The sequence below is a fragment of the Streptococcus sp. 210928-DFI.4.42 genome, from assembly GCF_020554365.1.
In the GTDB taxonomy this organism is placed as follows: Bacteria; Bacillota; Bacilli; order Lactobacillales; family Streptococcaceae; genus Streptococcus; species Streptococcus parasanguinis_S.
Window position 1 is genome coordinate 40833 of the sequence record NZ_JAJCHF010000002.1, and the last position, 13640, is coordinate 54472.

Here is a 13640-nt window from a genome sequence, read left to right on the forward strand (position 1 = left end):
CAATGCCTGTCTGAGATCAAAAAGACTTCACGATCTTACATTTCGATAATTTTACCTGTTTCAAAGTAGACTACCCATTCACAGATATTTTTTGCATAATCTCCGATGCGTTCCAAGAAGTTGATCACTTGGAAATAATCACGACCCGTCACGATGGACTCTGGATTTTTCCGAATTTCTTCTGTTGCTAATTCTTGGATGCTATCGAAGTAATGGTTGATGACTTCGTCTCGTGTCGCAACTTCATAGGCCAAATCCACATCGCCTTTGAGGTAAACATCTAGTGTCGCTTCGACAAAATCTTTGACTTCACGGCCCATCTTGCTGATTTCTTCCTCAACAGATTGGATACGGACTTCCCCTTTCATGCGAATCGTTGCCTTGGCAATCGATACTGCGTGGTCCCCCATCCGCTCCAGGTCAGAGACTGCTTTTAAGACGGTCATCACGACACGAAGGTCTTGTGAAACGGGTTGTTGAAGGGCGATAATCTCAAAAGACTTACGCTCTAGCTTCACTTCGTATTCGTTGATCTCCGCATCATCTTCGATGACCTGGCGGGCCAATTCACGGTCATGGGTCACGAAAGCACGAACTGTACGGTTGATCTGACTCAACACTTCATTTCCCATTGCATAAAACTGGTTATGCAACTTCTCTAAATCTTCTTCAAATTGAACTCGTAACATTTTATTTTCTTCCTATCCAAATTTACCAGAGACATAGTCTTCTGTTTCTTTCTTAGCTGGGTTCAAGAACATTTCATTGGTGTCATTGTACTCAATCAAATCCCCATCCAAGAAAAAGGCTGTTTTATCGGAAATCCGACTTGCTTGTTGCATGGAACGTGTCACCAAGAGCATGGTGTAGCGGTCTTTTAGTCCATACAAGGTTTCTTCAATCTTCCCAGCTGAAATTGGATCCAGCGCTGAAGTTGGCTCATCCAAAAGAATAATCTTTGGACTGGTCGCAAGGACCCGCGCCACACAGACCCGCTGTTGCTGACCACCAGAAAGTCCGATAGCTGAATCATGCAAGCGATCCTTGACTTCATCCCAGATGGATGCGCGTTTCAAAGAGGTTTCAACTGCTTCGTCCAAGACAGCCTTGTCCTTGACACCATTAATCATCAAGCCATAGGTCACATTATCATAAATGGACATTGGGAAAGGATTGGGCTGTTGGAAGACCATTCCGATTTCCTTACGCAATTCGACCGTATCGGTCCGTGGTCCGTAGATATTATGTCCATTGTAGAGGATAGTTCCTGTAGTGGTGACCTCATGGTTGAGGTCGCCCATGCGGTTAATGGCTTTTAAAAGGGTAGATTTCCCTGATCCTGAAGGACCAATCAAGGCTGTAATCTCCTTTGGAGCAAAGTCCAAGGAGACGCTATTTAGAGCCTTCTTTTTATTGTAATAAACCGACAAGTCCTTGACTTGCAAAATTGGTTCTGTCATTCTATTTTCCTTTTTGTTGTCATTTTACTTTATCCAAAGTGACCAGATACATAATCGTTGGTCGATTGCAATTTCGCATTTTGGAAAATATTCGAAGTCTTATCGTACTCGATGAGGTTTCCAAGGTAGAAGAAACCGGTATAATCGCTAGCACGCGCTGCTTGTTGCATACTGTGGGTCACGATGACAATCGTGTAATCCTTCTTCAACTCCAGCATGGTTTCTTCTAATTGCGCTGTCGCAATCGGGTCTAAGGCTGATGCTGGCTCATCCATGAGCAAAATGTCTGGCTTCACAGAGATGGCCCGTGCGATACAGAGCCGTTGCTGTTGACCACCTGAAAGTGTCAGAGCTGATTTGTGAAGATCATCCTTTACCTGATCCCATAGAGCTGCCTGTTTCAAAGAAGTTTCGACCAATTCGTCCAAGACCTTCTTGTCTTTCACCCCAGCACGTTCATGCGGGAAGGTGATATTTTTGTATATTGATTTGGCAAAAGGATTGGGCCGTTGGAACACCATCCCAATGTGCTTACGCATTTCATAAACATTGATATCTGGACGATTGACATCGATTCCTTCATACCAAATTTCACCCGTAACACGCGCAATATCGATGGTATCATTCATCCGGTTCAAACTACGTAGGTAGGTTGATTTCCCAGATCCTGAAGGACCGATCAAGGCTGTAATCTTATTCTTTTCAAACTGCATGTCGACGCCTTTAATGGACTCGTTCGTTCCATAATAGACATGCAAATCTTTGGTCGAAAGGACCACCTTTTCTTCAGGAAAAGTAATGATGTGTCTCTCATCCCAATTGTATTTTGACATTTCTTCTCCTTTAAGCAGATGTTAGTTTTTTATGGAGGTAACTTCCGAGTTTGCGAGCTCCAAAGTTAAAGATCAAGATAAAGATCAAAAGAACTGCGGCAGAACCAGCTGAGACTTCGATCGAGTCTGGAATAGTCCCTTCACTGTTGACCTTCCAGATATGGACAGCCAAGGTTTCAGCCTGACGGAAGATCGAAATCGGGCTGGTCACACTAAAGATATTCCAGTTTGACCAATCAAGGGCTGGAGCCGATTGACCTGCAGTATAGATCAAGGCAGCAGCTTCCCCAAAGATCCGTCCTGAGGCCAAGACGACCCCGGTGATAATACTTGGAAGAGCTTCTGGTACCACAACATGAATCACAGTTTCCCAGCGAGACAAGCCCAGTGCTAGACCTGCTTCGCGCTGCGTATGGTGAACGTGCTGCAAGCTATCTTCGATATTGCGGGTCATCTGTGGCAGGTTAAAGACGGTCAAGGCCAAGGCCCCTGAAATGATCGAAAATCCGTATTTGAACTGGACAACGAAGACCAGGTAACCAAAGAGACCTACAACGACAGATGGCAAAGAAGACAAGATCTCAATACAGGTACGAACCAAATTGGTCAAGCGACCTTTTTTAGCGTACTCAGAGAGGTAAATCCCAGCTCCAAGAGAAAGTGGGAAGGAAATCACCAAGGTAATGACCAAGAGGAAGAAGGAATTATACAATTGAATTCCGATCCCTCCTCCTGCTTGGTAAGAAGAAGATTTCCCAGTCAAGAAGTGCCAAGATACATGGGGCAAGCCACGGACCAAGATATAAAGGATCAATGAGGCAAGAATCGCAACGATGATCCCGGAAATAGCATACAGCACTCCTGTCGCAATTTTATCCATTCGTTTAGCGTGCATAGTTCTTCTTACCTCTTTCTTTCGTAATCAGTTTAATCACACTGTTAAAGGCAAGACTCATGAGGAGCAATACCAAGGCGAGTGACCAAAGAACATTGTTATTGACCGTACCCATGACGGTATTTCCGATTCCCATGGTCAAAATAGAGGTGAGGGTGGAAGCTGGTGTAGTGAGCGAGGTTGGTACCACTGCCGAGTTTCCGACCACCATCTGGATAGCCAAGGCTTCCCCAAAGGCACGCGCCATTCCAAAGACGACCGCTGTAAAGATTCCAGAGCGAGCTGCCTTGAGCGTGACATGCCAAATGGTTTGCCAGCGGGTCGCACCCATGGCCATACTAGCTTCCCGGTAATGACGGGGCACAGCTCGGAGGCTATCGGTCGTCATAAAGGTAACAGTTGGCAGGATCATAACAAAGAGGACAAAGACCCCTGAGAGAATCCCAAAACCGGTTCCTCCAAAGAGACTACGCGTAAATGGAACGACCACTTGAAGGCCAATAAATCCGTAAACAACTGAAGGAATTCCCACCAAAAGCTCAATGGCTGGTTGCAAGAAACGAGCTCCTTTTGGGGAGACTTCTGTCATGAAAACAGCTGCACCAATGGCAAACGGCGTTGCCAAGAGGGCAGAAAGCAAGGTTACAATAAAGGAACCTAAAATCATGGGTAGGGCTCCAAATTCCTTCGCAGCAGGATTCCAAGAGCTCCCAAATAGAAAACTAAAGATATTGACTTTATTAACAAAGAAAGTCGATAAACCTTTTTGGGCCACGAAAATCAAAATCATGGCAACGACGACAACAATCAAACTCATACATAGAAAGGTAATGGTTTTCCCAAATTTTTCTAGGCGGGAGTTTTTTGATTTCGTCAGCATTTTTTTTGCTACTTCGTTCATTTTTTACCTAATTCTTTTATTTTTTTGTCACATTCCCTTTTAAATCACGGGTGACTTTCATATCATTGATTGGGATATAGCCCATCTTACCAACAACCTTTTGCTGAACCTCATCGGTCATCATGTAGTCAATGAATTTTTTAGACAACTCATTGGGTTTTCCTTTGGTATACATGTGTTCGTAGGACCAGATTGGCCAGTTATTGTTGACGACATTGGCTTTGGTTGGTTGATAACCATTGAGCTTCATGGTTTTGACACTGCTATCCAAGTAGGTAAAGGCTAGATAAGAGATGGCTCCTGGAGTTTGAGAAACGATGTTTTTCACCATTCCATTAGAGTCTTGCTCTTGGGCCTGCTTGGGTTGTTTGCCATCCATGATAATGGCATCAAAGACAGCACGGCTACCAGAACCTACAGCACGGTTCACAATCGTGATCTCAAGATCTGGACCACCCAACTGCTTCCAGTTGGTATATTCACCTGTAAAGATCTTTCGCAATTGCTCCGTTGTCAGATTGTCGATCGAGATATTTTTATTGGCAATGATGGCTGTCCCTGCTACGGCTACCTGATGATCGACCAGACTAGAGGCATCGATCCCAGACTTTTCCTCTGCAAACAGGTCACTATTTCCGATGTCCACAGCACCTGATTGAACTTGTGAAAGTCCTGTACCAGAACCTCCTCCTTGTACATTCACAATCTTACCAGGATGTTCTTCAATGTAGCGATCTACCACTCCTTCAACCAAGGGTTGCAAGGCAGTCGATCCAACAGCAGTGATGGATTCTCCGCGATTGATCCAAGAAGCACAAGCAGATAAACTTCCTGCTAATGCGATCGTCGCTAGTCCTAGGATCAGCTTTTTAGACTTTTTCAAATCATGTCTCCTTGATATTTCACTATTTCACTTATGATTTTGACAAGTTTTTTTCAAAAAAACTGTACTTCCACTATATCATAGAACGGGTTCTTTGCCCAGCATTTTACCTAAAACGAAGCCCCTTTGGATAGAAATTTTTCAGGGTTTGCCCGGTCACTTTAGCAAAGCCCAAACCATTGCCTTCTACAAGGACCTGGTACCATCCATTTGGATGCGTTTCCTTCAATTGAACAGTCTCTCCCGCCACATAATGAACAAAGTCCTCAGGCGTGATCGAAACGGTCTCTTTGACTTCACTCGGTTTCAGAGCTAGGCCAAGTGCAAAACTAGGTTCAAATCGATTTTTCTTGAAGGTTCCTAGGTGCAAGCCATTTCGGGCGATTTTTACTTTGCGCAAATCTGGTAAACCTAAAGGAACCAAATACAGCTCGTCACCAAAGGTTTCGAGGACACCTTCTAGAGTGATCTTCAAGTGTTTCTTAGCAAATTCCTGCCACCATTTCTTTTGTTCTGCAGATAATTGGTCCTTCTTCGAAGGGACTTTGGCAGGTCGATTCTCTCCTAGATAGCGGAAGCGAGCGACAAATTGGCCCTCCCCTTTAAAGAGATGAGGATACATCCGTGCGGTTTCTGGATAGTCGATGCCTTCTGCCATACCATTGATCTTCTCAATCGTTTCCAGCTCCAGATCATAGTTTTCCACAAGCCAGGATACGATCTCTTCATTTTCCTCAGGAGCCCAGGTACAGGTTGAATAAACCAAGGAACCTCCTGGAACCAACATCGTGAGGGCATCCTCTAGAATCTCTCTTTGAAGGAGACTGCACTCTCGAGGGTAATTGACAGACCAATAGTCCATGGCATCTGGTTGCTTGCGGAACATCCCCTCACCGGAACAAGGGGCGTCTAGTACAATCAGATCAAAAAAGCCTGAGAAAACTTTGGCCAGACGATCGGCAGACTCATTGGTTACTAGCACATTTCGCGCACCAAAGCGTTCGACATTCTCTACAAGAATTTTCGAGCGCCCCTTGTGGATTTCATTGGAGACCAAGAGTCCCTGATTGTCCAAATAAGACAAGAGTTGCGTCGTCTTACCACCAGGTGCTGCGGCCAAGTCCAAGACCTTCATCCCTGGTTTCGGCTGGGCGACTTGGGCCACTATCTGAGCTGCTGGCTCTTGCGAATAGACCAAGCCCGTTGCATGCTCAATGGATTTTCCTGAGACCTTTCCATAATGGCCCCAAGGGGTATTGGGAATCGGATTAACAAATACTTTTTGCGCTTCTTTCAAAGGATTAGTCCGAAAGGCCGATACTGCTTCTTGATCAAAGGTCGCAAAAAAAGCAGCAGCATCCTCTCCTAGAAGATGCTGGTATTTTTCTTTAAAACCATTGGGAAAATTCATTTAACTTCTCCCTTTCTTAAGATAGGTTTGAATCTCTGTTAACTTCACTTTTGGAACCATCATAATGGGCTCTACTGTTTGGTAATTGGGTTTATCCCCATTTAGATTTAAAACGGTATAGCCTAAGCGTTCGCCCATAATCGCTGCTGCTGCATAATCCCAAGGCCAGATGTAACTAAAATAAGCCAGAACACCACCTGAGAGAATTTTTGCAAAACTAATACCGGCACTACCATAGACTCGAATTCCAAGAGAAGCCATACCAAGATCGGCCATGCCCCAGTCATTTTTCTCAAGCATGCCGACATTTGAAGCAATCAGAAAGTTTTCCAGAGGTTGGTCCACAAAAGGCGTCAATTCAAACTCATTGCGATAAACCGGGAATTCCCCACCCCCATAAAAAAGGTGATCCCGCATAACATCGTAGATCAAGCCAAACTGACCAATTCCTTCTTCAAAATAAGCCACCATCACCGCAAAATCTTCCTTTTGGGTCACAAAATTATTGGTTCCATCAATGGGATCGATCACCCAAACCGATCCTTCTGAAATCGGTGAACGTAGACCATCTTCTTCTGCAAAAATTCGATCATCTGGGTAGCGATTTGTGATTTTATCGACCAAATTCTGTTGAACCTGTTGGTCCATTTGGGTCACCAGGTCTGTTGGTCCTGTCTTTTTGGTAATTGTCAAGGCATCATGGAGATGAAGACGTAAATACTCTCCAGCCTCCAGGACGATTTGTTTAGCAAACTCTAATTTATTCTTCAAGAGAAAACCATCCTTCCTCTTTTTGCTTTGCAGCCTGGGTCGCGCGATAGAGAGAATAACCGCTCACTTCTTCAAACTCTCGTCCGAGACGCTTTTCTTCTCCGATACTAGGTACGACCTTCTTAAAAGCGCGGTAGGCTTCCATATATTCTTTAGCCTCTACCTTACTTTCATAGGCTCCTTCGACTTTATTGAAAAAAGAAAGCACTGAAGCAAGCTCTTCAGTGCTCCACGATAAGTCCAGTGGGTAACTATAATTTTTTTGCATTCGACATACTTCTTAGTTTATTTCTGCTCTTAGAGTGGCAGAGCGTAACTCTTGTTTGCGATAACTCCGTGGCAAGAAGGCCCGAATTTCATCTTCGTTAAAACCTATTTGCATGCGTTTGTTATCTAAAATAATGGGTCTGCGTAAGAGACTAGGATTTTCCTCAATCAAACGGATCAAGGCTGAAATCGACAGCTCTTCGACATCAACATCCAATTTTTGAAAAATTTTTGAACGAGTTGAAATAATGTCGTCTGTTCCGTTTTCGGTCAAGGCCAATATACTTGTCAACTCCTGTTTGCTCAAAGGACTTGTCATAATATTGTGTTCTTTAAATGGAACATCGTGCTTTTTTAACCAAGCCCGGGCTTTTCGACATGATGTACAACTCGGTGATAAAAATAATGTAATCATGTGGTTCACTTCTTTTTTTATATATAACTATCTAACTCTATTATACAAAAAAAATAGGTGCTTGAAAAGCGCTTTTTTGATTTCTCTATGATTTTTCTGCATTTCTTCAAAAATATGAAATTGCTTTCATTTTTTATTTGGAAAAGATAGAAAAAGATTAGGTCTTCTCCTAATCCTCTCTCCAGTTTCGTGCGACCGCTTCGTCCTCTTTTAATTGAGCCACAAGTTGTTCGATCGTATCAAATTTAATCATCTCACGGATCTTATCCAACCAATGAATCGTCAAAGTATGCCCGTAGATATCTCCAGTAAAGTCAAAGAGGTTAGCCTCGAAACGAAGCTCTTTCCCGTCAAAAGTTACATTTTTACCGACAGAAGCCATTCCCCGGTATGTCTGCGCCTTATATAAAACATCAACCACATAGACACCATCAGACGGCAGATAAGTTCGATCAATCGGTGCTAGATTTGCAGTAGGGTAACCAATGGTCCTTCCCCGTGCATCCCCATGCACCACGATTCCACGACTGGATAAGGGCTCCCCTAGCAGTCGAGCAGCTTCCTTGACACGCCCTTTTATAATAGCTTGACGAATGCGGGTCGAGCTAATTTTTTCGCCCTGATCCAATACAGGTGGAATGACTTCGATCTGACCATCAAAATAAGCGGATAAGTTAGAGACATTATTTTTATCCGAACCAAAACTGTAATCAAATCCTGCAATTAAGACTCGAGCTCTCAAAGCTCTAACATACTGATCAATAAATTCTTTCGCTGTCTTAGAGGCAAAATCTGTCGTAAAATCGATAAGAAAGAGCTCATCTACTCCAAGTTCTTTTAGTTTTTGGAACCGATCCTCAGGGCTCTGCAAATGGAGTAATAATTCTGGTTGGTAGCGAACAAAGGCTAACTTAGGTGATTCAGGAAAGGTTAACAAAGCCACCTTCAATCCCTTTTCATCCGCAATCTGACGTGCCTTTTTAAAAAGTTTTTGGTGCCCCAGATGCAGACCATCAAAATAGCCTAGAACCAAAACGGTCTCACTCTCCAAGTGGATCTGGTTAGCAGTAGTTATCAAACGAATATTCATAAATTTATTGTAACACACTTTCTGTCAGAAAAACCTTGCGAGGTTTGTAAAGTTCTTCCCTTTTTTCCAAAATGGCTACCAATTTCCCTTGGTAAAAAGCAGCCAACTCTCTGGCTTCGCTCTCAACCGGAATAAAGCGTCCTACTTGGACTTCACCGACCTCTTGGGCTGTCAGCTCTACTTTTTCCAGATCCCCGGTGCCAATCTCAAGTGGATGAAGGAAGCTCAAATCTCCTTGCCCTACTTTTTCAGCAACCTCTTCCAGGGTCAGGGCATCATCCAGTGTCAAACCGGCAGCACTGGTTCGGGTCAGATGAGACATATGGGCGGCGTAACCCAACTTTTGACCCAATTCCACCGACAAGGTCCGGATATAGGTCCCCTTGCTGCATTTGACCCTGAAGCGAAAACGGGCTAGTCCTTCCTCGTAGCCAATCTCACCGATGCGCGTGAATTCATAAATCGTCACCTGTCGGACAGGCCGTTCCACTTCTTCTCCTGCCCGCGCATATTCATAGAGCTTACGTCCATTGACCTTGACCGCTGAGTATATAGGCGGTATCTGCTCCATTTCTCCCACCATCTGGGCAATCATGCGGTCCACCTCTGTTGCATCTAAAGGTGCTTCCACAGGGGTCAGCTCTACAACTTCACCACCGGCATCCTCGGTCGTAGTAGAAAATCCCAGAGTGATTTCTCCCTCGTAGACCTTGCCTTCATCTTGCATAAATTCGACCATTCGGGTCGCCTTGCCAACTGCAATCGGAAGCACTCCCACCACATCCGGATCCAGCGTTCCCCCATGGCCAATCTTCTTGGTACCTAGGATTTTTCGCAGTTTAAAGACCACATCATGCGAGGTCATCCCTGCTTCTTTTTTTAAGTTGATAATACCGTTCATGTCTTGCTTTCTATTTTCCTCTCTTCAGTTGTGGTCAATAAAGTTATATTAACTCGTTCCAGTATCATTTAAACCATTCTCTCATGCCTTTGATCAAGCTATTGGCACTTTTTTAAGATTTCTTTTAATGTAGTCTCAATAATAAATCAATAGGTAAGTAATCTACTATTCACCTCTATCTCTCCAATTCTTTATGATAGTATAAATAAAATGTATCAGTATTGCTACTAAAAATGAGAATAAAGGGCGTAATGATACCAAACTGATACCCACAACAAAGAAGGCTGATAAAAAATAAATGATAAACGCCTCTAACTTAGAAGGTTTTCTAGCCTCTGGAAGCATATCTAAATGTTCCTTCGTTAGAGCTGAGCGATTAGTGAATTGATAAAAGAAACGATATCTTGCAGATAAAGAATCAATATCTAAAAAGTCATATCCCCTAATATAATCAATTACGTAAAACATCAGTAAATTGTCAATTTCGTCAATATTTTCAGTATAGAGAGAAAAATTTCTCTTTCCAGCAATTGCAATATTACTTGCAGCATAAACGGCAATCGGAATGCCATCTTTTGTGACAGGTGAAATATCTCCTTTACTACCTGAACCTACACACGTCATTTCATAGTTATTTAAATTAAATTGAAAAACTCCATGCCAGTATGCTTGTTCCCATAAATGTTCAAATCTTTTTTCTTCATAATAAATCAAATCCTTATTTAACCCTCTTGCGACTATTCTTTTTCTTTTAGAAATATATTCTGATTCTTTCAAGACAAGAATTTCTACATCTGTTGCATATAGACGATAACCTGCCTCTTCTTGAACGATTTCAATCCTTTCAGTCCAAAGTTCATCATCAGGTAATTTTGACTCAAGGATAAATCCTTCTGAGTTTCCACGTAATTTTAATTGTATTTCCATGTTTTACCCCCCTATTGATAAGTTCAATCCAAATGGTCCTAGTTTCATTTTTGCCTCTGCTTTTTAGTATCTGGACAATGATTAACAATCATGACAGGCTCCACACCTTCTCTCACTCGAACAACACTCCCAATCGGTAAAGCTCTACGTTCCGACATCAGTTTTCTCCTTCTGAATATTCCTGCGCTTCCTGAACATAAAATAGTTCTGGATTTTCATGGGCGATGCTTTCAAACAAACTACGGGCACAATCTTCGTCTCCTTTTAACTGAGCATTGAGAGCGCCGTAGTAAGAGAACATGATTCGAGCTAGCCTACTTTCTGGTTCCGCAGTGTCGAAGTAGTCGTTCACTTCTTGATTAAACACGATATCTTTTATGGCTTGGGCTTAAGCAACGAGTTTAGCCTTACCATCTTTAGAATCTGGCGCCTTGGACAACTGCAATCGGAAGCACTCCCACCACATCAGGATCTAGCGTTCCCCCATGGCCAATCTTCTTGGTACCTAAGATTTTTCTCAGTTTAAAGACCACATCATGCGAAGTCATGCCCGCTTCTTTTTTTATATTAATAATTCCGTCCATCTGATTTGCTCTTTCTAACTCATGTGTGACCACCCTAGTCACCGACCCTTTATTATACCACGAAACGAGACTTCTTGTCCCTCTTTCCCACTTCCCATGAGCTTCCAAAAAAAACCGTAGCAGATTTCAGACTTTTTAAAATGGGTTTGATACAATAGAAAACGAAAGAAGGTGTAACATATGTTAATGTATGATGTTATTGTGATTGGATTTGGTAAAGCTGGTAAAACACTTGCAGCGAAATTATCAAGCCAAGGAAAAAAAGTTGCTCTGATTGAAAAGAGCAAGTCTATGTATGGTGGTACTTGTATCAATATCGCTTGTATTCCCACCAAGACCTTGATTGTTGCCGCAGAAAAAGGCTTGGATTTTGAGCAAGCCATGAATGAAAAAAATGCGGTCACTACTCGTCTCAACGGCAAGAACTACGCAACCATTGCTGGAACTGGTGTAGACATCATCGATGCGACAGCCCGCTTTGTGTCCAACAAGGTTATCGAAATTCAAGCTGGAGATGAAAAGGAAGAATTGACAGCTGAAACCATTATTATTAATACTGGTGCTGTGCCAACTATCCTTCCGATCCCAGGATTAGCTGAAAGTAAATTTGCTGTGGATTCAACCGGTATTCAACGGTTGGAAAATCTACCAAAACGCCTGGGCGTCCTTGGTGGTGGACCTATCGGATTGGAATTTGCTCATCTCTACAATACCTTGGGTAGCCAAGTAACAGTATTGGATGCTTCTGAAGCATTCTTGCCACGGATCGAGCCAAGCATTGCAGCTCTTGCAAAAGGCTACCTTGAAGAAGATGGCATTCAATTCTTGCAAGGCGTTCATACCCAAGAAATCAAAGATGGTGAAGCTAGCTTAACCCTTGTAACCGATAAAGGAGACTTCGAGTTCGATATCCTCCTCTACGCAACAGGACGTAAGCCAAATACAGCTGGTCTTGGTCTTGAGAACACAGATATCCAAGTTACTGATCGTGGAGCGATTCAAGTCAATCGTCATTTGGAAACCAGCGTCCCTGGTGTCTTTGCAGTTGGGGATGTCAATGGTGGGCCTCAGTTCACCTATATATCCCTCGATGACTTCCGCATCGTCTTCAACTACCTCACAGGAGATGGTAGCTACAATCTCGAAACACGCGGAAACTATGCGACAACACTCTTCATTGCTCCTCCATTGGCCCAAGTCGGCTTGACTGAGCAAGAAGCACGCGACAAAGGACTTCCAGTGGCTGTCAAAGAATTGCCAGTTGCTGCCATGCCACGTGGCCATGTCAATGCAGACCTTCGAGGTGCTTTCAAAGCCGTGGTCAACCCAGAAACCAAAGAAATTCTTGGAGCGACTCTCTTTGGAGAAGCTGCAGGCGAACTCATCAACCTGATCACCATGGCGATGGACAACAAGATCCCTTACACTTACATCGCAAAACAAATCTTTACCCACCCAACCATGGCAGAAAACCTAAACGATCTCTTTGCGATTTAACTAACATAAAAAAGCTGGAAAATTCCAGCTTTTTTAGTTTAAGAATCCACAGACAGCCTCTTGAAATGCTTTATTTTCTTCATACAGAGCATGACCTGAATGCTTAAAAATAAGGAGCTGACAACCCGAAATCCCTTTTGCCAGTTCCTTGGATCCCTTCACACCGATCACATCATCTTCAAGCGCACCAAGAACCAGGGTCGGACAATGAATTTCTTTTAAGACTTCAAGGCTATCGTGAGTGAGGCAAGACTGAGACTGAATGGAAATTCGTTTCTCATCTTTGATTCGCCCCAATCGACCCATGATATTATAAAGCAACCGCCACTTTTGATAGCTCTTTTGCGTGTAGGAGTGCTGTGCAATATCCAGCATGAGATGCTTAAAATTTCCGGATTGACTAAGCTTTTGCCAATGCTCAATTCGGTCTCTAGCAAGTTGACCAGGCTTCGCTGTTGTCATAGCTAGGATGAGCCTTTGAACCCTTTCTGGAAAATCTGCAGCTAGCCATTGGGCAATCATTCCACCTTGTGAAATCCCCATAACATAGGCTGTATCTATGTTTAGTGTCTCCATTGCTTCTGCTACATCTGCTGCCATATCCCGCGTCGTATAGCCCTGTCTCAGCTCATTGATTCGAGAAAAAACATAAATCTTATAGCGCTTAGCAAGTAGACGATACGAGAGAGAAAAGAGCTGGGCCTTTCCTTTAACGGTCTGTAACCCATCCCCCAAGCCTGGTATGATCACTAATGGCTGTTTACCCTTACCAAATGTTACATAGTCCATGGTTTTCCCATTCATG

The 13640-nt window shown here is 43.3% G+C and carries 17 protein-coding genes and 1 pseudogene; 1 reads left to right on the plus strand and 17 read right to left on the minus strand.

Features of this window, described 5'->3' with window-relative positions:
* Positions 1-35 precede the first annotated feature (35 nt).
* The 16 genes and pseudogenes from phoU to truB (LIZ08_RS01130) form a co-directional block, all read right to left on the minus strand.
* Positions 36-689, minus strand: a complete 654-nt coding sequence (gene phoU, locus LIZ08_RS01055; RefSeq protein ID WP_227038097.1) for a phosphate signaling complex protein PhoU — start codon at positions 687-689, stop codon at positions 36-38.
* 12 nt (positions 690-701) lie between these two features.
* The gene (pstB, locus tag LIZ08_RS01060) at positions 702-1460 is read right to left on the minus strand and encodes a phosphate ABC transporter ATP-binding protein PstB (RefSeq protein WP_003003393.1); all 759 of its coding nucleotides are present in this window, start codon (positions 1458-1460) and stop codon (positions 702-704) included.
* Between the two features lie 29 nt (positions 1461-1489).
* Positions 1490-2293 carry a phosphate ABC transporter ATP-binding protein PstB gene (pstB, locus tag LIZ08_RS01065; RefSeq protein ID WP_049496102.1) on the minus strand — a complete coding sequence of 268 codons (804 nt, stop codon included), beginning with the start codon at positions 2291-2293 and terminating at the stop codon, positions 1490-1492.
* Between the two features lie 10 nt (positions 2294-2303).
* On the minus strand, positions 2304-3188 hold the full coding sequence (gene pstA, locus LIZ08_RS01070) for a phosphate ABC transporter permease PstA (protein ID WP_003006597.1): 885 nt from the start codon (positions 3186-3188) through the stop codon (positions 2304-2306).
* Positions 3178-4089 carry a phosphate ABC transporter permease subunit PstC gene (gene pstC / locus LIZ08_RS01075; protein WP_014713132.1) on the minus strand — a complete coding sequence of 304 codons (912 nt, stop codon included), beginning with the start codon at positions 4087-4089 and terminating at the stop codon, positions 3178-3180. The genes pstA and pstC overlap by 11 nt, the downstream gene beginning before the upstream one ends.
* Positions 4090-4105: 16 nt before the next feature.
* On the minus strand, positions 4106-4972 hold the full coding sequence (locus tag LIZ08_RS01080) for a phosphate ABC transporter substrate-binding protein PstS family protein (protein ID WP_003017442.1): 867 nt from the start codon (positions 4970-4972) through the stop codon (positions 4106-4108).
* 106 nt (positions 4973-5078) lie between these two features.
* Positions 5079-6383 (minus strand): RsmF rRNA methyltransferase first C-terminal domain-containing protein, encoded by a 1305-nt coding sequence (locus tag LIZ08_RS01085; protein ID WP_227038098.1) that lies wholly within the window; start codon positions 6381-6383, stop codon positions 5079-5081.
* Entirely contained in the window at positions 6384-7154 is a 771-nt protein-coding gene (locus LIZ08_RS01090; RefSeq protein WP_195189732.1) for an inositol monophosphatase family protein, read from the minus strand.
* The gene (locus LIZ08_RS01095; RefSeq protein ID WP_195189731.1) at positions 7144-7422 is read right to left on the minus strand and encodes a UPF0223 family protein; all 279 of its coding nucleotides are present in this window, start codon (positions 7420-7422) and stop codon (positions 7144-7146) included. The genes LIZ08_RS01090 and LIZ08_RS01095 overlap by 11 nt, the downstream gene beginning before the upstream one ends.
* Positions 7423-7434: 12 nt before the next feature.
* Positions 7435-7836 (minus strand): Spx/MgsR family RNA polymerase-binding regulatory protein, encoded by a 402-nt coding sequence (locus LIZ08_RS01100; protein WP_195189730.1) that lies wholly within the window; start codon positions 7834-7836, stop codon positions 7435-7437.
* A 169-nt stretch (positions 7837-8005) separates the two neighbouring features.
* Positions 8006-8926 (minus strand): bifunctional riboflavin kinase/FAD synthetase, encoded by a 921-nt coding sequence (locus LIZ08_RS01105; protein WP_227038099.1) that lies wholly within the window; start codon positions 8924-8926, stop codon positions 8006-8008.
* Positions 8927-8930: 4 nt separating this feature from the next.
* Positions 8931-9827 (minus strand): tRNA pseudouridine(55) synthase TruB, encoded by an 897-nt coding sequence (gene truB / locus LIZ08_RS01110; protein ID WP_195214043.1) that lies wholly within the window; start codon positions 9825-9827, stop codon positions 8931-8933.
* Positions 9828-9992: 165 nt separating this feature from the next.
* On the minus strand, positions 9993-10754 hold the full coding sequence (locus LIZ08_RS01115; RefSeq protein ID WP_195214044.1) for a hypothetical protein: 762 nt from the start codon (positions 10752-10754) through the stop codon (positions 9993-9995).
* A 44-nt stretch (positions 10755-10798) separates the two neighbouring features.
* Positions 10799-10912, minus strand: coding sequence for a DUF4176 domain-containing protein (locus tag LIZ08_RS01120; protein ID WP_223363364.1), 114 nt, complete (start codon positions 10910-10912; stop codon positions 10799-10801).
* Entirely contained in the window at positions 10912-11121 is a 210-nt protein-coding gene (locus LIZ08_RS01125; protein WP_227038100.1) for a hypothetical protein, read from the minus strand. Before LIZ08_RS01125 ends, LIZ08_RS01120 begins: the two co-directional genes overlap by 1 nt.
* A gap of 55 nt (positions 11122-11176) precedes the next feature.
* Positions 11177-11338 (minus strand): annotated as a pseudogene (gene truB / locus LIZ08_RS01130) (tRNA pseudouridine(55) synthase TruB); the annotation flags it as partial.
* A gap of 180 nt (positions 11339-11518) precedes the next feature.
* Here truB (LIZ08_RS01130) and LIZ08_RS01135 point away from each other — a divergent pair.
* Positions 11519-12835 (plus strand): FAD-containing oxidoreductase, encoded by a 1317-nt coding sequence (locus LIZ08_RS01135; RefSeq protein ID WP_227038101.1) that lies wholly within the window; start codon positions 11519-11521, stop codon positions 12833-12835.
* A 33-nt stretch (positions 12836-12868) separates the two neighbouring features.
* Here the strand turns inward: LIZ08_RS01135 and LIZ08_RS01140 are convergent, their stop codons facing one another.
* Complete coding sequence (locus LIZ08_RS01140; protein WP_227038125.1) at positions 12869-13639, minus strand: alpha/beta fold hydrolase; 771 nt, start codon at positions 13637-13639, stop codon at positions 12869-12871.
* Position 13640 lies beyond the last annotated feature (1 nt).